19 protein-coding genes and 1 pseudogene are annotated in these 21664 nt (G+C 71.3%); 8 read left to right on the plus strand and 12 right to left on the minus strand.

Annotated features, from left to right (window positions below; translation table 11 throughout):
- Positions 1–142: 142 nt before the first annotated feature.
- Both AVL59_RS53710 and AVL59_RS25950 read right to left on the minus strand, forming a co-directional pair.
- Positions 143–427 carry a hypothetical protein gene (locus tag AVL59_RS53710; protein WP_067308770.1) on the minus strand — a complete coding sequence of 95 codons (285 nt, stop codon included), beginning with the start codon at positions 425–427 and terminating at the stop codon, positions 143–145.
- Positions 428–615: 188 nt separating this feature from the next.
- Positions 616–1344, minus strand: coding sequence for a LysR family substrate-binding domain-containing protein (locus tag AVL59_RS25950; protein WP_067308774.1), 729 nt, complete (start codon positions 1342–1344; stop codon positions 616–618).
- Between the two features lie 407 nt (positions 1345–1751).
- Between AVL59_RS25950 and AVL59_RS25955 the strand changes: the two genes are divergently transcribed.
- Complete coding sequence (locus AVL59_RS25955; protein WP_067308776.1) at positions 1752–2339, plus strand: hypothetical protein; 588 nt, start codon at positions 1752–1754, stop codon at positions 2337–2339.
- 116 nt (positions 2340–2455) lie between these two features.
- On the opposite strand, the gene AVL59_RS25960 is transcribed toward AVL59_RS25955, so the two are convergent.
- Positions 2456–3904, minus strand: coding sequence for an MFS transporter (locus AVL59_RS25960; protein WP_067308778.1), 1449 nt, complete (start codon positions 3902–3904; stop codon positions 2456–2458).
- Between the two features lie 57 nt (positions 3905–3961).
- On the opposite strand from AVL59_RS25960, the gene AVL59_RS25965 reads away from it, so the two are divergent.
- A complete protein-coding gene (locus tag AVL59_RS25965; protein ID WP_067308781.1) occupies positions 3962–4630 on the plus strand; it encodes a TetR/AcrR family transcriptional regulator in 669 nt (222 codons plus the stop codon).
- Positions 4631–4753: 123 nt separating this feature from the next.
- On the opposite strand, the gene AVL59_RS25970 is transcribed toward AVL59_RS25965, so the two are convergent.
- The 7 genes from AVL59_RS25970 to AVL59_RS26000 form a co-directional block, all read right to left on the minus strand.
- Positions 4754–5353, minus strand: a complete 600-nt coding sequence (locus tag AVL59_RS25970) for a TetR/AcrR family transcriptional regulator (RefSeq protein ID WP_372450288.1) — start codon at positions 5351–5353, stop codon at positions 4754–4756.
- Between the two features lie 51 nt (positions 5354–5404).
- Positions 5405–5845 (minus strand): hypothetical protein, encoded by a 441-nt coding sequence (locus AVL59_RS25975; protein WP_079146989.1) that lies wholly within the window; start codon positions 5843–5845, stop codon positions 5405–5407.
- 111 nt (positions 5846–5956) lie between these two features.
- Positions 5957–6721 (minus strand): class I SAM-dependent methyltransferase, encoded by a 765-nt coding sequence (locus AVL59_RS25980; RefSeq protein WP_067308787.1) that lies wholly within the window; start codon positions 6719–6721, stop codon positions 5957–5959.
- Positions 6722–6818: 97 nt separating this feature from the next.
- The gene (locus AVL59_RS25985; RefSeq protein WP_067308790.1) at positions 6819–8024 is read right to left on the minus strand and encodes an aminotransferase class V-fold PLP-dependent enzyme; all 1206 of its coding nucleotides are present in this window, start codon (positions 8022–8024) and stop codon (positions 6819–6821) included.
- Between the two features lie 5 nt (positions 8025–8029).
- Positions 8030–9349, minus strand: coding sequence for a pyridoxal-phosphate dependent enzyme (locus AVL59_RS25990; protein WP_067308793.1), 1320 nt, complete (start codon positions 9347–9349; stop codon positions 8030–8032).
- Positions 9346–10815, minus strand: coding sequence for a type III PLP-dependent enzyme domain-containing protein (locus AVL59_RS25995; RefSeq protein WP_067308795.1), 1470 nt, complete (start codon positions 10813–10815; stop codon positions 9346–9348). The genes AVL59_RS25990 and AVL59_RS25995 overlap by 4 nt, the downstream gene beginning before the upstream one ends.
- A gap of 183 nt (positions 10816–10998) precedes the next feature.
- Positions 10999–12051, minus strand: coding sequence for a CPBP family intramembrane glutamic endopeptidase (locus tag AVL59_RS26000; protein WP_067308797.1), 1053 nt, complete (start codon positions 12049–12051; stop codon positions 10999–11001).
- Between the two features lie 138 nt (positions 12052–12189).
- Here AVL59_RS26000 and AVL59_RS26005 point away from each other — a divergent pair, with 138 nt between their 5' ends.
- The 3 genes and pseudogenes from AVL59_RS26005 to AVL59_RS54995 form a co-directional block, all read left to right on the plus strand.
- Positions 12190–14532, plus strand: a complete 2343-nt coding sequence (locus tag AVL59_RS26005) for a sensor histidine kinase (protein ID WP_067308799.1) — start codon at positions 12190–12192, stop codon at positions 14530–14532.
- Positions 14529–15188 (plus strand): response regulator, encoded by a 660-nt coding sequence (locus AVL59_RS26010; RefSeq protein ID WP_079146991.1) that lies wholly within the window; start codon positions 14529–14531, stop codon positions 15186–15188. Before AVL59_RS26005 ends, AVL59_RS26010 begins: the two co-directional genes overlap by 4 nt.
- 99 nt (positions 15189–15287) lie before the next feature.
- Positions 15288–15654 (plus strand): annotated as a pseudogene (locus AVL59_RS54995) (MFS transporter); the annotation flags it as partial.
- A 227-nt stretch (positions 15655–15881) separates the two neighbouring features.
- Here the strand turns inward: AVL59_RS54995 and AVL59_RS26015 are convergent.
- Positions 15882–16130 carry a hypothetical protein gene (locus AVL59_RS26015; protein WP_159400083.1) on the minus strand — a complete coding sequence of 83 codons (249 nt, stop codon included), beginning with the start codon at positions 16128–16130 and terminating at the stop codon, positions 15882–15884.
- 449 nt (positions 16131–16579) lie between these two features.
- Here AVL59_RS26015 and AVL59_RS26020 point away from each other — a divergent pair, with 449 nt between their 5' ends.
- A complete protein-coding gene (locus AVL59_RS26020) occupies positions 16580–18772 on the plus strand; it encodes an MMPL family transporter (protein ID WP_067308806.1) in 2193 nt (730 codons plus the stop codon).
- A gap of 166 nt (positions 18773–18938) precedes the next feature.
- On the opposite strand, the gene AVL59_RS26025 is transcribed toward AVL59_RS26020, so the two are convergent.
- On the minus strand, positions 18939–19145 hold the full coding sequence (locus tag AVL59_RS26025; RefSeq protein ID WP_067308809.1) for a hypothetical protein: 207 nt from the start codon (positions 19143–19145) through the stop codon (positions 18939–18941).
- 419 nt (positions 19146–19564) lie between these two features.
- Between AVL59_RS26025 and AVL59_RS26030 the strand changes: the two genes are divergently transcribed.
- Positions 19565–20521, plus strand: coding sequence for a GlxA family transcriptional regulator (locus tag AVL59_RS26030; RefSeq protein ID WP_067308812.1), 957 nt, complete (start codon positions 19565–19567; stop codon positions 20519–20521).
- A 104-nt stretch (positions 20522–20625) separates the two neighbouring features.
- The gene (gene gap / locus AVL59_RS26035; RefSeq protein ID WP_067308815.1) at positions 20626–21624 is read left to right on the plus strand and encodes a type I glyceraldehyde-3-phosphate dehydrogenase; all 999 of its coding nucleotides are present in this window, start codon (positions 20626–20628) and stop codon (positions 21622–21624) included.
- The last annotated feature ends 40 nt before the right edge of the window (positions 21625–21664 follow it).

Raw genomic sequence — 21664 nt, forward strand, 5'->3', positions numbered from 1 at the left:
AGTCACCGTCCCGGACAACTCCACGTGCTTGTAGGGCGGTTGGGCGAGCCGGGTCAGGGCCCCGCGGGCGGCTCGCCGAGGAGTCGGCGGACGGCCGCCTCGTCGTAGCCCGGCTCGGTCAGGACATGATGGCTGTGCCGGCTCAGCACAGCACTGCCTTGCGCAGGGGCCACTTGCTCGCCAGGAAGGCGCCGAAGGGCTGGACGAGTACCTGCACCACGAGGGCGAGTGAGATGACACTGAGGAACTTGGTCCGGCTGAAGTCAACGCTCGATGTGGCCCAGGTCAGGGCGAACGTCGTCTTGACGTAGGTGATCGCCACGCCGGCCGCGCCCGCCAGGGCGCCCAGCACGGTGAGCAGCGGGTAGCGGGAGATCGCCTGCGCGGACGTGAGGGCGAGTGCCAGGTCCGCGTGAGATTCCCTCACTGTGCACGTTGTGTCGGGCCGGCGTCCAAGACCAGAATGCGGGGCGCGTTGAGACCGTCTGCGTCTCAATCGACTCAACGCGTGAGTGCCTCCCGCTCAGCCCGCGAGTGACATCGGCTCAATGCGCGAGTGGGACCCACTCAACCCGCGAGCGGGGTCCACTCAACCCGCGAGCGATCACGAGAGCGCTACCGGTCGGACTCGGCCGACGTCGGCAGCACCCGCTCGGCGACGCGCAGCATCGCGTCCAGGGCCGCCGACCGGTTGCCGGTGCGCCAAGCCAGTGCGATGGGCAGCACCGGAACGTCCGGTCCCGCCAGTGGGCGAAAGCACACCTGATCGAGGCGAATGGCGTCGGCCGAGGCGACCACGATGTCCACACCCACCCCCGCGCCGACCAGCGCCGGCAGGGTGTACACGTCCGGTGCTTCCTGGACGATGCGGGGCACGAACCCCGCATCGTGGCAGGCCTGCGCCATGGCCTCCCGTACGGCCGAGCCCCGTGAGGCGGGGAAGGTCACGAACGGCTCCCTTGCCCGTTCGGTCAGGGGAATGTCGGTGCGCGCCGCCGGGGGATGGCTGTCCGGCAGTGCCACCAGCAGCGGTTCCCTGCGCACCACCCGGGCGGTGATGCCCCGGCGGACGGGCAGCGACACGAAGCCCAGGTCGAGGGTGTCACCGGCGATCTGCCCCAACGCCTCCCCCGCGTGGGTCTTCCCCCGCAGAACGAGTTCGATGCCGGGGCGTTCGGTTGCCACGGCGCGGCTGAGCACCGGCAGACAGCTGTAACTGCCGGCTCCCGCGGACCCGATCGCCACCCGGCCGACCGCGCCCGATGCCAGGACGCGATCCGCGGCACCGCGGTCGGCCACCGGCGCCTTCCTGGAGATGAGCACGTTCCCCGCGGAGGAGGGCATCGAGCCGGCCCTCGACACCGTGTACGGCTTCGGGGGCGCTCACAGTGTCCACGAGCACCTCGCGCGCGGCGCCTTCGGCAAGATCGCCATCCGGGTCGCCGGCCGACTCACGGACGACTGCCCACTGACACCGGCGGGCGGGGCACGCGGCCCGCGGCTCGTCCGTCGGCAACCTCGATCGGCCAACAGGGGGCTGCTCCCGACAGAGTCCGAGCTACAGGAAATATTTCAGCCACACTGCAGAGACCATTGCGCACGTCTTCCGTACTATCGCTAAGACACCACTGTGCGGCAGTAACCGCTGGTGTTCACAAGGCACCAGGCTCAACACCGCATGCCTTGGATTTCGCATACGCCACGAACCGGCCGCCCGCCGGACGTGGCCTTCGGGAAGGGGTGCACCCAGCATGTCCGAAACCACCACAGCGACCACCGAGTTGACTTCGCAGTACAGCGCACAGGTGACCGGCGACCTCGAGCGCAACCTCAAAGAGCAGGAACGCCTCAGCGATGAGATCCAGGCACTGCAGCAGCAGTTGGCCTCCCTTCAGCAGGACCACACCGTCCTGCTGAACATCCAGCAAGCCCTCGGTCTCCCGACGGTACCCGCTCCCCGTGAGAAGGCCGCGGCCAAGCCGGTCGCGGGCAAGCAGGCGAGGAAGAAGACTGCCGCCGCCGCTCCTGGGCGCAAGGGAGCCGGCAAGAAGAGTTCGGCCGCGGCGACTTCGCCGTCGGCGCTGCCCACGCTCGTCGACCTCGTCCGTGAGCATCTTGCGGGTCAGAGCGAACCCCGGTCCGCCGCCGAAGTCACCACCGCGCTGGCGGAGCGACACCCCGAGCGCACCGTCAGGACAACCGTCGTGCGCACCACGCTGGAAGGGCTCGTGGCCAAGAACCAGGCCCAGCGCACCAAACAGGGCACATCCGTCTTCTACACCACCTCCGACACTGCCTCGCCGGCCACACCCGCCGAGCAGAGCCCCGAGTCCGACTGAGCGGCGATCCGCCAGGCGCCCGAGTCAGTGCCCGTCATCCGTCGTTCCGGCGGCTCGCACGTCGCCGCCGGGGTGGTAGTACGACGCCGGGGCGAACAGGGCGACGGGGGTTGTCGTCACGAGTGTGTTCCTTCCAGTCGGTTGTCCGCGGTGTCGCCGGGGTGGAGGCCGGGTGTGGCGGCCCGGCTCCGGGGCAGTATGCCGATGGCGACGGCCGCCGCGAACACGAAGAGGACGGCTGTGACGGTCAGGCCGAGGGCGTAGCCGTCGTTGAGTGCGGCGGGGTCGGTGGCCGTGCCGGTGCGGTGTGCGGCGAGCGTGGCCAGAGCGGCCAGGCCCACACAACCGCCCAGTTGGCGTGAGCTGTTGAAGAGTCCCGATGCCATGCCGGCCTCGCGGGAGGCGACGCCGGTGGTCGCGGCCGCGGCGATCGGGGCCAGCACGAGTCCGGCACCGACGCTGGTGACGAGGGACGGGCCGAGCACGTCCGTGAGGAATCCGCCGCGGGGACCGATGAAGGAGAACCAGGCCAGACCCACCGCGGCCAGCAGGGCTCCGGGCACCAGTGAGGCGCGGGGGCCGCGGGTGGCAGTGATGCGGGTCGCGACGGCCGTGCCGGCGACCAGCCCCACGGAGAAGGGCAGGAATCCGGCACCGGTCGCCGCCGCACTCATGCCCAGGACCTGTTGCATGTACAGGGACACGAAATAGAACGCCGTGAACTGGCCGGCCGCTGCCAGGAACACGAGCAGGTTCGCGCCGGCGACCCATCGGCTGCGCAGCAGGCTCAACCGCAACAGCGGTGACGACGTGCGCGATTCGGCGTAGGCGAAGGCGGCGAGCAGGGCGACCGCGGCGCCGAGGCTCCCCCATGTCGCGGGCGACCCCCAACCGACCGCGTCGGTGCGGACGACACCGAGCACCAGGAGCCCGATGCCGCCGGTGCCGAGGACGGCACCCAACGCATCGAGCCTCTCGCCCCGGCGGGGTCGTGCCACGGCGGGCGGTGTGGCGGAGACCAGCGCGAGGGCCACCGCCACGATGGGCACGTTGATCAGCATGACCCAGCGCCAGCCCGCGTACTCGGTCAGCAGCCCGCCCGCCAGCACGCCCAGCGCACCACCCGCGGCGTTCACCGCGCTCCACACCCCGAGTGCGCGGACGCGCCGGGGGCCTTCGGGGAAGGTGGTGGTGATCATCGCCAGCGCGGCAGGGGTGGCCGCGGCGGCGCCGAGGCCCTGCCCGGCACGGGCGGCGATCAGTTGCCAGGGTTCCTGGGCCAGTCCTCCCGCGAGCGAGCAGAGCCCGAAGACGGCCATGCCCAGCACGAACAGCCGGCGCCGGCCGTACAGGTCGCAGGTCCGGCCGCCCAGCAGCAGGAACCCGCCGAAGGTGAGCGCGTAGATGTGCACGACCCACGACAGGTCGAGCGGGGCGAATCCCAGGGCGGTGCGGATCGCGGGCAGTGCGATGGTGACCACCGCCATGTCCAGCGCGGCGACGAACTGGGCGACGGCCGCGGCCGCCAGCACCACTCCAGGGCGCCCTTCTAAGTTTCTATACATGTAAGAAAACTAGCGCGAAGTGATCGCTCCTGTCGACACCTGGGGGATGATGGCGCCATGTCGCAACCGTCCGCACCGCGCAAGACTCCCGGCCGGCCTGCCCGTATCTCACGCCAGGACATCATCGAGACGGGCCGCCGGATCGTGACCGAGGAGGGCGTGGACCGGCTGACCATGCGGCGGCTGGCCAAGGACATCGGCAGCACGCCGATGGCGCTCTACCACCACGTCCGTGACAAGGAAGAACTACTCGTCCTCCTGCTGGACGACTACGCGGCGCGGACGATGCGCCGCCCCGAACTGCCCGCCGACCCCCGCGAGCGGGTCGTCGTCGCGGCCGCGGCGATCCATGGGGCGCTCGCCGACTGCCCGTGGATCGTGGAGGTGCTGACCGCCGACGACCTCATGTCGACGTCCGCGCTGTGGTTCGTCGAGCAGATCGTCGACGGCCTGGTGGAGTGCGGGCTCACCCCGGAGCAGGCTGTGCACGGGTACCGTGCGATCTGGTACTACACCGCGGGCGAGATCGTGATCCGGACGGCAGCTGCCCGACGGCGCGCGGCCGATGAGCGCCCGACCTACCGGGAGCAGGTCTTCGGCGAACTCGACCCGGACGAGTATCCCCGGCTGGCGCAGGTGGCGGACCGGTGGGCACCGCTGACCTCGCAGGACACCTTCCTGGTCCAGCTCCGTGCTCTGGTGGACGGCCTCCTGATCCCCCGTTGACCCGCGCATACAGCCGGCGCGGCCGTTTCCGGCATGCCTTCGGCGGCGCGGTGTCGTCATGGGGCCCGGCGCGGAAGGCCGGTTCGTGGCCGGGTCGGACGAGAGTCTCCCCGGCCGTCGCTCTCACCCCAGAGGGTCCGGCTCGGCCGGCTGGCCGACGGCGCCTCGGGTGAGCAGCAGGAGGGCGTCGACCAGGTCGTCCGCGGGGCTGCCCGTCGCCAGACGCCGTAGTTGCAGACCCATCACCAGGGCGACGGTCGTGGCCGCCAGGCGTTCCGCGTCCGGGACGCCGAGAGCGGTGAGGATCCGGGCGGCGAGCCGGTCGTAGGCCCTGAACGCCTCCGCCGCCGACTCGCGCAGTCGCTCGTCGCGCCCGGCATGGATGTACAGCTCGAAGGGCGCGAGATGGGCGCTGTCGAGTGCCGTCCCGCACGCGACCTGGCCGGCCAGGGACGCCGCGCCCTCGACGTCGATGCCCTCGGTCTGGCACTGGTCGGCCAGCTCGGTGAAGTACCGTGCCTCTTCGCGTACGAAGTGCAGCAGGCTCTCCCGCAACAGGTCGTGCTGGGTGGCGAAGTGGTACGTGACCGAACCCAGTGAGACTCCGGCCTCCTTGGCGATCCTCCGGTTGGTGACCGCCGCGACGCCGTCCTCACCGATGATCCGCAGAACGGCTGTGATGATGCGCTGGCGGGTCGAGGCGGAGGAGGCGGCGTTCAACATACGGCTCATTGTTCCAGCTGGACCCCGGTCCTCGTCGGGCGGGTAACGATCTCAGGAGCCCTTCGGGAACGCGGCGCGCAGCGCGGATCCGTTGCCGATGACGGCGGCCGCGGCGAGGGGCAGGGCACACGCGGCCTGGATCCCGGCGAACCACGCCGGGCAGATGCCGGGGACCATGTCGACGGCGACGATCACGATCGGCATGAGGCTCGACAGCACCCGCACGCGCAGATACGCCCAACGCGCCCCTTTGGAGGCGACGACGGTCAGCCAGTAGATCACCGCGGCGCTCGCGAGCAACCCGAACGACCGGCCCCACATGAACGAGGTCACCGTGCGGTCGGTGACCGCGAGGAAGGCGAGTGCCATGAACACGCCCGTGCTCAGCGCGCCGTAGACCGCGACGAGCCGCTTCACCGTGCCGAGCGCGTGCTGGGTGCGCGGATGGTCGGGGTGACTCGCGCCCGCGGTGATGTGGTAGGCGGTTCCCATGTCCGTCTTCCTCCATGTCGTCCTGGTCTCGACGCTACGGATCGCGCGAGTGCCGGGATATGGGCCTGGACGCACGAGCGGGTGGGGTCAGGCCCACCGCCGACGCACGGCTCAGCGGATCGCGACCACCACATGACTGTCGCCGTACTGCCAGACGGGACCCGCGTGTCGGAAGCCCGCCTCCCGCAGCAGTCGTACGTGCGCGGACAAGGGGAGGCCGGCGGCGCCTTCGGCGCCGGTCACCGGCTGACGGGCGTGGCGTTCGGCGAGGAGGTCGGCCAGTTCGGGGTCCTCGGCGACGGCCGTCCACCAGGAGACCCAGTCCTCGTGGGCGTAGGCCCGCTGCCGCTCCGCCCGGCGGCGGCCGGCACACCGGGCGATGGCGGCGAGTGCGGCGTCGTCCTGCGGGAGGTGGTCGCCGTTGACGAGGATGCCGCCGGGGCGCAGGAGTGCCGCGAGTTCCCGATAGGCACGGCTCAGGACGTCCGGGCCGAGGTAGTGCAGTGCCGTCGTGGACACGGCCGCGTCCAGGGGGCGGTCGAGACCCAGGGCCTCGGTCCAGCCGGGTGCACCGATCACCGCGTCGACGTAGCGGGCCGCGTCCGCGTGGTGGGTGCGGGCCAGCTCCAGCAGCAGCGGGTCCCGGTCCACGGCCACGATGTCCGCGTCCGGCAGCCGCCGGGCCAGCCGGGCCGCCAGCGACCCGGGGCCGCAGCCGAGGTCCGCGATCAGGGGGCGGTGCGCGCCCGCGGCGATGATGTGCTCGACGACGTCGGCGATGACCGTGAAACGCTCCTCCCGGTCGACGGCATACCGTTGTTGCTGACGTTCCCAGCGTTCCACCCATCGCTCGGCCGTCGCCAGGCTCAGCCCCATCCGGTCGTCCCACCTTGCCGTCTCGCACCTGAACTCGCTTGTCCGGCGCCGACCTTACAGGTGGAAACGGTTTCCATTACGCGCCTGGTCGGCCGTGTCACCCCAAGGTGGTGAGGACGGATAACAGACGGTCGATCTCCTCGGTGCTGTTGTATACGTGCAGGCTCACCCGCACCGAGTCGCTCTTCTCCCCCGCGCCGCCCTGGCAGTGGCTGTCGGACCGGACCATGAAGCCGTGGCTGAAGAGGATGAAACCCAGATCGCCGGAGTCGATGTCGCGGTGCCGGAAGGTGACGATGCCCTGGCGCCGTTGAACGGGCGAGTCGGCGGCCAGACTCGTCCGGCAGCCGAGGACCTCGTAGGCGTCGAGGTGGCGCAGCGCCTCGGTGAGCCGGGCCGCCAGGGCCACCGTCCACCGCTCGATCCGTTCGGTCCCGGCACCGTCCAGCCAGTCCAGCGCCGCGACCAGCGAGGCGATACCGACGGTGTTGGGTGTGCCCGACCAGCCGCCCGGGGCGAATTCCGGTCCGCGCGCCTGGCGCGCCCAGACGGCTCCCGAACCGGGCAGGGCCATGGCCTTGTGTCCCGAGAAGACGACGAAGTCGGCGTCCAGACGTGACAGCTCCACCGGCAGATGGCCGACGCTCTGGGCGGCGTCCAGGCAGATCACGGCGTCCGGCCCGACCGCCCGGCGGATGCGGTGGATGTTCATGTCGCCGCCGTAGACGTGGTGGACGTGGGTGACGGCGACGCATCTGGTGCGGGGACCGGCGATGTCCGCCAACGCGGTGTGGTCGTAGTCTCCCGAGGCCTGCTGGTAGGGCATGGGCAGGAGCTTGACGTGGACGCCTTGACGGGCCAGTTGCCGTCGGGCCTCCTCCCAGGGCGAGATGTTGGCCTGGTGGTCGGCGACGGGTACGACGATCTCGTCACCGTCGGCGAGGAACCGGGGAAGCCAGTCCCGGCCGACGGTGCGCAGTCCCTCGGTGGCGCCGCTGGTGAAGTGCACGCTCGACCGCTCGGGGGCCGGGTCGCCCAGGAACCGCTTGACCCGGTCGCGGGCCTGCTCGACCAGGGTCGTGGTCCGGTTGGCCCAGGTGTAGGTGCCGCGCCCGGCGTTGGCGTTGGTCGTGGTGAGGTAGGTCTGGACGGCGTCGAGTACGGCGCGTGGCTTCTGGGCGGTGGCCGCGCTGTCGAGGTAGACCAGGTCGGGGTGCCCGGTGACGATCGGGAACTGGGCGCGCAGGGCCTGCTGCCAGGCCCTCAGCTCCTCGGTCGCGGCGGCATGGTCGGGTACGGCCACGGCGTTCAGTCCCGTACCAGCGGGGCGCCGGCGTCGCGCCAGGCGATGATGCCGCCGCTCAGGCTGCGGACGTCCGGGTGTCCCATCCGGGTCAGCAGCGCGGCGTAGCGGGCGGACTGCTCACCGACCGGGCAGGCGAGCAGCACCGGGCGACTGCGGCTGAAGGGCAGGCCGCCATGGAGCAGTTCCTCGAACAGCGCGTCGACGACGTTGACCGAACCGTCGATGTGCAGGGCGGCGTAGGCGGAGGGGCTGCGCAGATCGACGACGAGAGGCCGGCCGGTGGCGATCCACGTCCGGGCCTCGGCGACGCCGATGGACGGGGCGGCGCGTATCTCGGCCTCGGGCAGGTCGGCCGGTGAATTCCTGCGCCGGGGCCGGCCGAACAGGTCGGGGCGCCGTCGGCGGACGTAGCTCAGGTAACTCTCGACGCGGTCGCACACGATGAACACGGCTGACTGATGCTCCGTCAATTCATGCTCGATGTCGCGCAATTGGCGGACGGTGCCGAAGTAGGCGGCGCCTCCCGTGGGGCCGGCCAGGATGCCGCAGCGGCGGTTCAGGGTCAGCATGCCCTCGATGGCGTCATCGGCGCTCACCGACTCGATCGTGTCGTAGGTGCCGGGGTCGAACAGCCCGACCTCGTGGGCTTCGTCGATGGTACGGATGCCGGGGATGAAGTCGGACTTGGCCGCGACCAGCCCGACGACCCGTACCGCGGGGTCGTGTTCGCGCAGCACCCGGGCGACGCCGGTCGAGGAACCGGCGGTGCCCACGCAGGCGATGAACCAGTCCGGTGCCCGGCCGTCCAGGTCCTTGACGATCTCCGGTCCGGTGCCGGTGAGATGGGCCTCGGTGTTGCGCGGGTTGAAGTACTGGTCGGTGTGCAGGTAGGCACTGCCGGGTTCGGACAGTGCCCGGTGGAAGAGGGTGAGCGGGTCTTCGGTGGCCGTGGGGTCGAGGCATTCGCTCTGGCCGGGGAGCTCCTCGATCTCCGCGCCGAGGAGCAGCAGGAGGTCCTTGATCTCCGGGATGCGCATCCGGTTGGTGACGCTCTTGAAGCCGAGTCCGTGCATCCCCGCGAGCACGGCCAGGGCCTTGGCGGTGTTGCCGCTGGACAGCTCCACGACCTGCCGGCCGCTGTCGTCGGCGCCGGTGAGGTGCGGGCGCGCCATGTGCCAGGCGGCCCGGTCCTTGACCGATCCGAACGGGTTGAGCAGCTCCAGCTTGGCGTACAGGTCGATGTGCCGCAGACCGTGCACGGCCGGGTCGATGCGCACCAGCGGCGTGTTTCCGATGGCGTCGGTGATGCTGTCGTACCTCACTGCGCTCCCCCCACGGAAGTGGTCGGCCAGTACTGATCGTCCAGGCACCACCGCCACGAACCGTCGTCCTGCCAGGCGGCGATCTTGCGGCCCACGGGCCGGCGCTGGGCGCGGGTGGCGTGGAAGTCCATGCAGTAACCGGCGGTGTTCGCGAAGGCCATCAGGTCGCCGGGCTCGGGGCGGCGGGGCAGGAAGACCGTCCGCCGTGTGATGAGGTCCGTCTCCAGGCAGAGGCTGCCGAAGAGATGGACGGCGACCGGGTGTGCGGGGCCGGTGCGGGCCGCGTCCCGCGGGAGGACGACAGGATCCACGAGCACGCCGTGTTCCTCCAGGGCGATGTCGTCGGCCTTCGCCTCCAGTCGTACGAGGAGTTCCCCGCCGCTCCGCTGGGTGCGCACCTCCAGCACGGTGGCGAGGGTCAGTCCGCACTGGTCCACCAGCGCCCGCCCGGGTTCGGTGTGCAGGTCGTAGAGGTGGTCCAGCAACAGCGCGGCCAGCGGCCGGCCGTCGAAGGACGTGGCCGGACGCGCGAGCAGTTCGTCGAGGTAGCGCGCCGCGGCGACGGGCCGGTGGGCCGGGTAGAGCCCGAGCGTCCCGCGCAGCGTGCCGGCCTCGCCGCGCAGCCCGTAGCCGTACCCGCCCCAGGTCAGGGGCGGTCGGGTGCCCAGGACGGCGGCGGTGAGTTCGGTCGTGTAACGCTCCCACTGCTCGCGCTCGGCGACATAACCGACGCCGAATCCGCCACCGGCGTCCACGGCCGACGGCCGCAGTCCCCTGCTTCGGCACTCCTCCAGCACCCGCAGACAGCCTTCGAGGGCCGCCGCCTTCTCGTCGAGGCTGATGGTGTCCAGGTGACAGGCCACACCGGTGAGGTCGACGGCGTCATGGTGGCGCTCGACGGCCTCCAGGAGCGGGTCCAACTCCCGTACGGGTGAGCCGAAGCGGCTGCGCCTGCTCAGCACCCGCACACCGGCGGTCTCGAATCCCGACAGCCGCAACAGGACGCGGCATCGGGGCAGCGCGTGCCGGCGCACCAGAGTGGCCAGCTGTTCCAACTCGTCCCGGCTGTCGGTGCTGACGGCGACCGACGTACGAGCGGCCAGCCAGAGGAACTCCCGGTTCTTCGGGCCGGTGGCGGTGATGCGGTCGGGGGTGAAACCGGCGCCGAGAGCGTGCTGCAGCTCCTCCAGCGAGGCGACGTCCACGCCGGCGTCCGTGGCGGCCAGCCGCCTCAGCAGGGCGCTGGACCGATTGGCCTTGTGGGCGAAGAAGATCTGGCCGGAAAGGTGGTGGTCGCGGTACACCGACCGGAACCGCCGCACGTTCTCGGCGATCTGGTCGGGCACGACGACGTGCAGCGGCGAGCCGAGGGCGTCCGTGAGCGTGTGCAGCAGCCCGGGGGCCTCCAGCAGGGACCGCAGCCGCGGTTCCAGCCGCGGTTCGAGGTACAGGGGCTGCCCGCCCATGCCCGGTCCCCTCCCCCGTGCACCAGGCCCGGCATCCCGGGCACAGCCGACCGCTCCCCGCAGTGCGCCGTACAGCACCCTTCCCCTCCCGGGTCGGTTTACGCCCTGTACCTCCCATGGTGGGCGGTACGTCGACTGTTTTCGGCACATCCGGCGCACGGACCTTGACTTCCGTCCGCCGGCTCATGCCCGGTCGCCGCCTCCCGCTCCGGCGTTCGGGTACGGGGGCGCGACGGGTGCGCCCGGCGTGGGCCGGCCCGGCCAGGTCGGCGACACGGGAGCGCCCGTGAGTGGTGCGTACGAGGTGGCGACGGCGGGTGGCACGGGCGGGAGCGGCGCCGGGGCCTGACGGACCGGCGGACGGCGGCGCGTCCACCACACGACGGCCGCCGCGTACAGCAGGATGCTCACGACGTCGATCGCGACGACCTGCCAGGGGGCGTCCGCCGCCGTCTCGTCGCTCTTGAGCCCGTCGACGACGGCGGCCGCGAAGCCGAAGGAAAGCAGGTTGTTGACCGCGTGCAGCCCGATGGCCGCCTCCAGACCGCCCGTGCGCCAGGTCAGCCAGCCCGCCGTCACCCCGAACACCACCAGATCGGCGAAACCCCACACCGTTCCCCAGCCGTGTGCGGCGGCGAACAGGACGGCCTGGGGCAGGATCGCCCACCAGGGCGAGCGCGCCAAGGCGCCGACGGCCTGCGTCAGCCAGCCCCGGAACATGTACTCCTCGGCGGCCGTCTGCAGGGGAACCAGCACGACGAGCATGGCCAGCGCGGGCCCGAAGACCGTCCATCCCGCCCACCGGGACTCCTGGCCGCCGTCCGTGGGCAGCAGCAGCATGCCGACCGTCGACAGGGCGACGATCGGCAGGGCCGTCAGCACGCACAGCGCCAGCAGGCGCCATCTGAGCCGGCCGGTCACGGAGGAGACCGTGCCCGCCGGGCGCTGCCCGATCCAGCGCACGGCCAGCAGCACGACGGGTATCCCCACGGCGAGAAGGAGCAGGTCCACGGCGGTGCCCGAAACAGGTCCGAACTCCACCGATCCGTCGGGGCCCTTGGGGTATCCCTTCCGGGAACCCCACGCGTCGAAGACGAGGTAGAGAGTGGTCACGGCGATCGTGTAGACCAAGGCCACGACCAGGGTCCCCACCCAGGGGCGCCACCACCGGTGGTGCACCGACAGCCGGGCGAGTCGATGGTAAGGCAGGGGTTCGGGCAACGGTGAAGTCGTCATGACACCACCCTTTCCTGCCGCACCCGGCCCTGCCGTCGCCCTGCGGCACGAACGGCGCCTCTATCGCTGGGTAGGGACGGGCCTCGGTCTCAGGGCCGGTGCCCGCCGTCCTGGCGGCCCTCTAGGCTCGTCGCCGAGATGGAGACGATACGCAACTGGCTTCTGCCCCTCGTCCTGGCAGCCGGACAGAGCGCCCTGATGTGGACCGCGCTGGGCCCGGACGAGAAACCCGGCCTGCCGGGCCTGATCGCCGTCGCGTGTGCCCTGTCCCTGGAGACGGCCGCGCTGAGCCGGCGTCGGCAGGCACCCGTGCGGGCGCTGGCCGGGACGCTGTGTGCCTACCTCCTGGGCACGGTCGCTTGGCAGGACGGCTACATCGGCCCCGGCTCGCTGGTCGCCGTGTACTCGGTCGCCGTCCGCTGCCCCGTGCCGGTGACGGTCCGGGCCGTCGCCGCAGCCGTGGGCGTCGAGTGGGTGCTGTCCGCCGTACTCGAGGGCTTTCGCGCCTCGCTCCTGACGATGGCGCTCGCCCTGAGCGCGTACGTCCTGTGCGCGGGGCTCGGCGAGGCGCGGCGCCAGTGGCTCGGCGGGCGGCTGACCGCGGCCCGCCGGCTGGCCGGAGCGGAGCACGCCCGCCGGACGGCGGGCGACCAGGAGCGCCGGCGCCTCGCCCGCGAGCTGCACGACGTGAGCGCCCATCACCTCACCTCGGTCGTCGTCACCGTCGATGCCGCACGCAGACTCAAGGGCAGCAGGCCGGAGCTGGCCGCCGAGGCACTGTCGTTCGCGGCACGCACCGGCGCGGAGACCATGGAGTCGCTGCAGCGACTCGTCGGTCTCCTACGGGACACCGACCGTCCGGGCCTTGGCACCACGAGTGCCGATATCGAGGAACTGGTCGCGGGATTCGGCCGACTGGGCCGGCCCGTCGCGGCCCACATGCCCGACGACCTGACCGGCCCGACGGCGGAGGCGATCCACGGAATCGTCCGCGAGGCTCTGACCAACGCCCTGCGGCACGCCCCGGGCGCCGCCGCCCGTGTGCTCGTCCGCCGGGCGGACGGCCTGCTGGAACTGACGGTGGAGAACGCGCCGCCGCGCGCCGGAGCGGCACACGACGCCGGCGGTCTCGGCGGGGGACGCGGCGTGGCGGGGATGCGGGAACGGGCCGCGGCGGCCGGAGGCGAGCTGACCGCGGGCCCCGGCCCCGACGGCGGATGGCTGGTCCGCGCGACACTGCCCGACACCGTCGGGCCCCGGCATCCGTCCGGGCCGGTGTGGCGGCGCGACGTCCTGCGGGAGCAGCGGCTCGCCGATCCCGCCCTCGCGCTCACCGCGATGGTCCTGCCGGTGGTCACCGCCCTCACGGCCACGGAGGACTGGTCGGAACGGACCCGGCGCGCCTCGGTCCCCGAGCTGATCGTCGTGACGGTGCTGCTGGTCCTGCACGCGCTGCCGCTGCTGTGGCGCAGACGTGCCCCCTTGGCGTCCTTGGCGGCTGTGCTGGCCACGGCCTGGCTGTGGCCCGTGGCCGTCGCCGTGGCGCCTCTGTCACCACGGGTGTCGCAGTTTCTCGTCGGGGGCACGCTCGTGGAGATGCTCGCGGTGTACGCGCTCGCCGCCTACGGGCGGGGGGCCTCCACCACCTGGCCGGCGGTGATCGCGGCGACCTTCGGGACGGCTTCGGTGGTCACGGCCACGGCGGCTGTCGACGGCTCGCTGGCGGGTGACCCGGTCGACGGGCTCGTCGTGGTGATGGTGGTCCTCCTGGGCATCCTGCTGGCTCCCCTCTTCGCCTCCCTGAGCGGCGCGGGACTCGTCGTACGCCGCCGGCGCCTGCGCATTCTGGCGAACGACGACTTCGCGCTCGCCAGTTCGATGTGGCACGCGCAGCGGGCCGCCGAGGCCGAACGTCACCGGCTGGCGCTGAGGTTGCGCGAGGCCGTACTGCACCACACGGCGTCGCTCGTCGACCTCGCCGGGCGGGGACGGCTCGACGACGTGGCCACCGCGGCCCGGGCGGCCCTCGCCGCCATGCGGGACATGCTGCACGGCCTCTGCGACGGTGAGGATCCCGGCGGCAGGCTCGCTCCGTCGCCGACCGCCGGGGACCTCGACGCGCTGTGCCGCGCGCAGCGCGCCGCCGGCCGCGATGTGCGGGTGCGCGGGCTGCCCGAAGCCGCGCGGGACCTTCCGCCGTCCGTGGACGTCTCGGCGTACCGGATCGTCGAGGCGGCGCTCGGCGCGGGAGACCACGGCCCGGCGCGCGTGACCCTGCGGCGGCGGCGCGGCACCGTGCACATCACGATGACGGGCGTACCGCTCGCCGTCGCCGGCCCGGTCGCAGAGCGACTGCGTGTGCAGGTCACCGCGGGGCAGGGACGCATTGTGTTCGAGCCGAGCGGTAATGTACGGGTGTCGTTGCCGGCCGGACCCGCTCCGGCCCCCGTCCAGGAGGTGTCCCCGTCGCCATACGCGTGATCGTCGTCGACGACCAGGCCGTGGTCCGGGCGGGCTTCGCCGCGATCGTGGACGCCGAACCCGACCTGACCGTCGTGGCCGAGGCGGGTGACGGAGCGACGGCGGTGTCGCTCGCCTGCGCCGAGGAGCCCGACCTCGTCCTGATGGACATCCGGATGCCGGGCATGGACGGACTCACCGCGACCCGCCTGATCACCGCGCCGGCGAACGGGCCCCGGGTGCTGGTGCTGACCACCTTCGACCTCGACGAGTACGTGTACGAGGCCCTGCGCGCCGGAGCGTCCGGGTTTCTGCTGAAGGACGCCCAGCCCGAAGAACTGCTCTCCGCGATCCGGGTCGTCGCGGCCGGCGAGGGCATCCTGGCTCCCGCCGTGACCCGGCGCCTCATCGACGCCTTCGCGCAGGGCGTCCCGCAGCCGGCCTCGGACGCCGGGGGCCTCGGCCAGCTCACGCCGAGAGAGCGGGAAGTGCTGCTGAAGATCGCTTCCGGCCTCACCAATGCCGAGATCGGAGCCGAACTCGGCGTGACCACGGGCACCGTGAAGACCCACGTGAACGCCCTGCTGTCCAAACTCGGGCTGCGCGACCGGGTCCAGGCGACCATCCTCGCCTACGAGAGCGGACTCGTCCGGCCCAGCGGGATCCGGCGGAGCTGACGGCTCGCCACCGATACAGGCATCCGCTTCAGCCGGCCCCGCCCAGGACGCGGGGCAGCCCGAGGGCGGCCGTGCGGACGGCGACTGTCGCGCCCTGCGGGCCCGTTCCCCGAGTCCGCACTCGGCGTCGGACGGTGGCGCCAACGACACCGCGCCGAAGCTCCGCGGCTCCCTTGGCGTCGCTGTCCCGGGTCCCCTGCTGGGCACCGCGTACGAGGGACAGGCCGGGCGACCTGGTCGGTGGTCACCTCCCGGCCGCCGCGCCGGACGCCGCCGATGAGTCGGTGGGCGCCGGCCTCGGGGTCGCGGACCAGGTCGCGAAGTCCCCTACCGGCGGCTCTCAGCAGGCCCAGCCCTGCTGAACGCGGCGATCGGGTCCTTCGCGCACACCAGCCTCGTCGGAGGCATCATCATGGCCGCCGGCACCCTGATCGACCTTGCCGTACCGCCCCGGCGGCAAGTCCGCCGGAAAGCACCGCCGACAGAATGCGGAAGGCGTCGGGCAGGAACGCGCGAAAGCCGCCCGGCTCCGCGCAGTTCCGCGGCGGACAACCACCGCGGCCCGAAAGCGGACAACCACCCCGGCCGGAAAGCGGACAATCACCCCGGTCCGAATTCGATGGGCGCCTCACTGTTCAACCGCTGCTGACGGAACCGGCACCCGCACCGAACACCCCGGTGCGCCCGGACACCCTAGAGCGGCCAATGGTCCGGTGCGGGACTCGACGCCACGACACCGTCCAGCACCCGGTCCCGAAGCTGGACGACAAGCCCTTCGATCGCTTTGACCAAGGCCACCACGACATGCTCCGGTTCCCCGGAAGCGACCGCCACCTCGGCATCCTCCAGGAGCCGGAGTGCGTCGGTGGCCAGTTCCGCCCGGAAGACACGCTCCTCTTCACTGGGACCGGTCAGGAACTCGGGACCGAGGGCGGTGGCCAAGCCCTCCAACTGGGTACGAGAGCAGACAAGTTGCTCCATTACCGCTTCAAGTCGTTCTGATAGCACGTATCTTGAACGACCCACCCCCTGCCAAGGTCACAGATCATAAAAGTGCGCATGGCAACCTTCCCCCGGGGTAGGGAAATCGGGCCCGCATGCGGCAGCTTGTGGTCGGAAATCAGCCATCGAAGACAGGGCGGGTCCGGCGACGCCACACCCCGACCCGCCATTCCACATAAGGAGTTCACCTCTCCAGCGGGAGTCTTAACCGAAGGTCAACGGTGTCTCACATCAGTGAGCGCCGGATGTGATCCCGTGCCGCGATTCACTATGATCGGATCCCAAGACAATCATTCGACCGGCCCCTTGGTGAATGCCGGTCGGGGTCGCCGATGCCAGGGTCCGCTCCCCGGGCGGCGGTGATCTTCCCACCCAGGAGGACCCCCCGCATGTTCCGACGTATCGGGAACACTGTCGTCCGTCATCCCATCTGGACGATAGTGGCGTGGTTAATCGCGGCGGTTGCCATCGTCGCGACTGCGCCGAGCCTTCCCTCGAGCACTGATGAGAGCAGCTTCCTACCCAAGAGCTACGAATCCATCAAAGCGTCGACTGTCCAGGACAAGGCGTTCCCCAGCGCCTTCACTCCCTCGGCGATCGCGCTGTACCAGCGCACCGACGGCGGCAAGCTGACCGCCGCCGACGCGAAGGACATCGCCCGGATCACCACCGAACTGGGCAATAAGCACATCGACCAGGTACAAAAGGTCATCCCCGGCCCGCCGTCCAAGGACGGCAAGTACGGCATGACCCTGGTCCAGATGAACGACAAGACCGCCGGCCAGCCCAAACAGGCGGACGCCGCCAAGTCGCTCCGCGAGGACGCCAAGAAGTTGACCGGCGGCACGCACCTCGAGGTCAAGCTCGGCGGCCCTGCCGCGCAGTCCCTCGATCAACAGGATTCGTCCAAGCGCGGCGATGCGGTGATCGGCATCGGCACCTTCGCCATCATCCTGATCACTCTGCTGATCATCTTCCGGGCGCCGATCCTGGCCGTACTCCCCCTCGTACTGATCGGTGTGGTCTCCGCCATCGCCAACGGGCTGATCGCGTATGCCACCAAACTGTTCGATCTCCAGGCCAACAGCTCGATTTCGTCAATTCTCATCGTCGTGCTCTTCGGCGTGGGAACGGACTACTTCCTCTTCCTGATGTTCCGCTACCGCGAACGTCTGCGGGCCGGCGACGAGCCCAAGATGGCCATGATCAACGCGGTCGGCCGGGTCGGTGAGGCCATCGCCTCGGCCGCCGGAGCGGTCATCATCGCCTTCCTCGCGCTGACGCTGTCCACACTCGGCTTCCTCCGGCAGATGGGCCCGGCCCTCGCCATCGCGGTCGGCGCCACCCTGGTCGCGGGCCTGACCCTGATCCCGGCCGTGGTGTCGCTCATCGGACCGAAGGTCTTCTGGCCGTCCAAGTCCTGGAAGCACGAGCCGAACAACGCCCGTTTCGCCGCCCTCGGCCGTGGTGTGCAGCGCCGCCCGGCGCTGACCGCGGCGGTGTCCGGCCTCATCCTGGTCGTGCTGTCACTCGGTACGTTCGGCTACAACGCCACGTTCGACCTGGCGTCGGGCTCCATGCCGAAGACCAAGGAGTCCATGGTCGTCCAGGACGAGATGAAGGACGCGTACTCGGCGGGTGCCGCCGCGCCGACCGATGTCTACCTGTCCAGCACCGACGGCAAGCCGCTGGACAAGACCACCTTCGACGCGTACGCGAAGAAGCTCGGTGCCGTGGACGGCGTCGCGAGTGCTCGTATCACCCAGTTGAACAAGCCGGGCACCACCGCCGACTTCACCGTCACGCTCAAGTACGAGGCGTCGACGGACAAGGCGATCGATGCCGTGGGTGACATTCGCGAGGTCGCGCACTCCAACGCCCCCTCCGGCACCGAAGCCGTCGTCGGCGGCCTCTCCTCGATCTACAAGGACATCGACTCCGCGGTCAACCACGACTACCGGACGGTCTTCCCCGTAGCCGCTGTCCTCATCATGATCATCCTGGGGCTGCTGCTGCGCAGCATCGTCGCCCCCTGGTACCTGATGGCCTCGGTGGGCCTCGGCTTCGGCGCCACCCTCGGCTCCACCGTGTGGATCTTCCAGAAGGGGGTGGGACACTCCGGCCTGATGTTCCTGCTCCCGGTGATCATGTATCTCTTCGTGGTCGCCATCGGAACCGACTACAACATCCTCATGATCGCCCGGCTTCGCGAGGAGGCCCGCGAGGGCCGCAGCCCGCGTGAGGCAGCAGGCATGGCACTGCGGCAGACCGGGCCGACCGTGGCCGCGGCGGGCTTCATCCTGGCGGCCACCTTCGCCACGATGATGCTGGCGGGCCAGGCGCTGCTCACGGAGATGGGCTTCGCCGTCTCCTTCGGTATCGCCATCGCCGCGTTCGTCATGGCGATGTTCTTCACCCCGAGCCTCACCGCGCTGATCGGCCATGCGGCATGGTGGCCGGGGCACGGGGACCAGGCGGTGGAACCGGCATCCGGCGCGGCCGCCGGGTCCATCGGCTACCAGCCCGTCGCCGACGAGGGCCACGACAGGGTTGCGCACGACCCCTCGGGCCGTCGCGGCTGAGTTCGCCCTCGATCGGATCCCGCCCACATCGGGAACGATCCGAGTATGACCGCCGTCTCCCAGGAGGCGGCGGTCATGTCGTATCCGCCCTCCGCGGTCGCACCGGGCCACGCCGGGAACGCGTACCACCTCCGACGCCGACGGCCCGCCGCGGCCGCGCAGAACGTCAGTTGGGTCGGGCCTCGATCCGGTCGAGCCACTCCCCCGGCAGGCCCCGCTGCAGGTCGGTCAGAGCCGTGGTCCACGGGAGGACGGCACGCAGGGCGACGGCGGCGGCGACCGGTCCTTCACCGCACTGCGGAACGGCCCTTACGCGTCCGCCACGGGGACGCTGCTCGGTGCCGCCCTGAAGACGGCGAACCGGCCGCACCACAGGACGGCCCGGTCTCCTGGACGGCCCATGCCGACCTGGCCGCGGCGGCCGCGATCGCGCTTCACCGAGGGAGGCCGCTCCGACGGACCGACGCCCCCCCTCACCGCCGCACGGGCCCCCGACCCGGCCGGCATCGCGCGGATCGCCGGCGAGCTGACCGGGCGCCGGATCAGGCGCGTCGTCGTGAGCGACGATCACCACCGGGAAGACCTGGCCTCCCACGGTGTGCCCGAGGCCCGAGCCGACCTGCTCCTCGGGATGCTCGCCGCCTCCCGTCGAGGCGAGGTCGCTCCGCCGGACCCCACGCTCGCCGACCTCATCGACCAGCCACCGACTGCCGCGCGGGACGTCCTCAGGACGACGCCGGCTCGGGCGCTGACCCGCACCCGTACCGCGCACCACCACGTACCCTGCTCCCCGTGTCCGCCTCCCGTCTGCGTCGCGTCGCCGTCCTGGTGCTCGAAGGTGCGAAGCCGCTCGATGTCGGCATTCCCGCACAGGTGTTCACGACCCGCGCGAGCATGCCGTACGAAGTGCGGGTGTGCGGTGCGGCCCCCGGGCTCGTGACCGGTGGCGACGGCCTGTCGTACCACGTCGCCCACGGCCTCGACGCGCTCGTGTGGGCTGACATCGTCTTCGTGCCCGGCTACCGGTTTCCCGACCGCGAGGACCCACCGGTGGCCGTCGTCGACGCGCTGCGCGCCGCCCACGCCCGCGGCGCTCGGCTCGCCGCCATCTCGACGGGCGCCTTCGCCCTCGCCGCCACGGGCCTGCTCGACGGCAGGCGCGCCACTACGCACTGGCATTACGCACGGGCACTGGCGGCGAAGCATCCGCTCGTCCAGGTCGACGAGAACGTCCTGTTCGTCGACGAGGGCAGCGTGCTGACCTCGGCCGGCGCCGCCTCGGGCATCGATCTGTGCCTGCACATCCTGCGCGGCGACCTCGGCGTGGCCGCCTCCAACCACGCGGCCCGCCGCCTGGTCGCGGCCCCCTACCGCAGCGGGGGCCAGGCGCAGTACGTGCCGCGCAGTGTGCCCGAGCCGCTGGGTGAGCGGTTCGCCGCCACCCGCGAGTGGGCGCTGCACCGGCTCGGCGAGCCCCTCACCCTGGAGGCGCTCGCCCGGCACGCGGCGGTGTCCCCGCGCACCTTCTCGCGGCGCTTCGGCGAGGACACCGGGTACACGCCGATGCAGTGGGTCATGCGCGCCCGCATCGACATGGCGCGTGAGCTGCTCGAACGTTCGGAGCGGAGCGTGGAGCAGATCGCCGCCGAGGTCGGTCTGGGCACCGGCGCGAATCTGCGGCTGCACTTCCAGCGCATCCTCGGCACGACGCCGAGCGAATACCGGCGCACCTTCACCCGGGGCGAGTAGCCGCCCGTGCGTGTGGCGCGATCCTTTTGAACCGTGGCGATCTCGCCTCTGTCCTGGCCGGGGACGGCCCGCGAACCTGGTGGCGAACCGAAGGGACGGAACACATGACTCGCATCGCCATCAACGGATTCGGCCGCATCGGACGCAATGTGCTGCGCGCACTGCTCGAACGCGACAGCGCCCTGGAGGTCGTGGCCGTCAACGACCTCACGGAGCCCGCCACTCTCGCGCGCCTGCTCGCCTACGACACGACGGCCGGGCGGCTCGGCCGGCCGGTGACCGTCGACGGGAACGCCCTCGTCGTCGACGGCCGTCGCATCACGGTGCTCGCCGAGCGCGAACCGGCGCGGCTGCCGTGGGCCGAACTCGGGGTGGACATCGTGCTGGAGGCGACCGGCCGCTTCACATCGGCCGGGGCCGCCCGCGCCCACCTCGACGCGGGCGCCCAGAAGGTGCTCGTCAGCGCACCGTCGGACGGCGCCGACGTCACCCTCGCCTTCGGGGTGAACACCGACGCGTACGACCCGGCCCTGCACACGATCGTCTCGAACGCCTCCTGCACGACCAACGCGCTTGCGCCGCTGGCGGCGGTGCTCGACGAACTCGCCGGCATCGAGCACGGTTTCATGACGACGGTGCACGCCTACACGCAGGAGCAGAACTTGCAGGACGGCCCGCACCGCGACGCCCGCCGGGCTCGCGCGGCCGCCGTCAACATCGTCCCGACCACGACAGGGGCCGCCAAGGCCATCGGTCTCGTGCTGCCGAACCTCGACGGCAAGCTGTCGGGGGACTCGATCCGGGTGCCGGTTCCGGTGGGCTCGATCGTCGAACTCAACACGACCGTCAGCCGTGACGTGACGCGCGAGGACGTGCTGGCCGCGTACCGCGCCGCGGCCCAGGGGCCGCTCGCCGGCATCCTCGAATACTCGGACGACCCGCTCGTGTCGTCCGACATCACGGGCAACCCCGCCTCGTCCGTCTTCGACTCCGCCCTCACCCGGGTCGACGGCCGCCACATCAAGGTGGTCGCCTGGTACGACAACGAGTGGGGCTTCTCCCACCGCGTGATCGACACCCTCGAACTGCTCTCCGCCCACTGACATCGCAGGCATGCGTCCTCCTCGTTCTCCCCTTTCGATG

Source organism: Streptomyces griseochromogenes, assembly GCF_001542625.1.
GTDB classification, from domain to species: Bacteria; Actinomycetota; Actinomycetes; order Streptomycetales; family Streptomycetaceae; genus Streptomyces; species Streptomyces griseochromogenes.

Bases quoted from the DNA above. Each gene is read 5' to 3' on its own strand.
- AVL59_RS25950 (WP_067308774.1), bottom strand. From the start codon at position 1,344: ATGCCCTCCTCCGCGGGGAACGTGCTCATCTCCAGGAAGGCGCCGGTG.
- AVL59_RS25955 (WP_067308776.1), top strand. From the start codon at position 1,752: ATGTCCGAAACCACCACAGCGACCACCGAGTTGACTTCGCAGTACAGC.
- AVL59_RS25960 (WP_067308778.1), bottom strand. From the start codon at position 3,904: ATGTATAGAAACTTAGAAGGGCGCCCTGGAGTGGTGCTGGCGGCCGCG.
- AVL59_RS25965 (WP_067308781.1), top strand. From the start codon at position 3,962: ATGTCGCAACCGTCCGCACCGCGCAAGACTCCCGGCCGGCCTGCCCGT.
- AVL59_RS25970 (WP_372450288.1), bottom strand. From the start codon at position 5,353: ATGTTGAACGCCGCCTCCTCCGCCTCGACCCGCCAGCGCATCATCACA.
- AVL59_RS25975 (WP_079146989.1), bottom strand. From the start codon at position 5,845: ATGGGAACCGCCTACCACATCACCGCGGGCGCGAGTCACCCCGACCAT.
- AVL59_RS25980 (WP_067308787.1), bottom strand. From the start codon at position 6,721: ATGGGGCTGAGCCTGGCGACGGCCGAGCGATGGGTGGAACGCTGGGAA.
- AVL59_RS25995 (WP_067308795.1), bottom strand. From the start codon at position 10,815: ATGGGCGGGCAGCCCCTGTACCTCGAACCGCGGCTGGAACCGCGGCTG.
- AVL59_RS26000 (WP_067308797.1), bottom strand. From the start codon at position 12,051: ATGACGACTTCACCGTTGCCCGAACCCCTGCCTTACCATCGACTCGCC.
- AVL59_RS26005 (WP_067308799.1), top strand. From the start codon at position 12,190: ATGGAGACGATACGCAACTGGCTTCTGCCCCTCGTCCTGGCAGCCGGA.
- AVL59_RS26020 (WP_067308806.1), top strand. From the start codon at position 16,580: ATGTTCCGACGTATCGGGAACACTGTCGTCCGTCATCCCATCTGGACG.
- gap (WP_067308815.1), top strand. From the start codon at position 20,626: ATGACTCGCATCGCCATCAACGGATTCGGCCGCATCGGACGCAATGTG.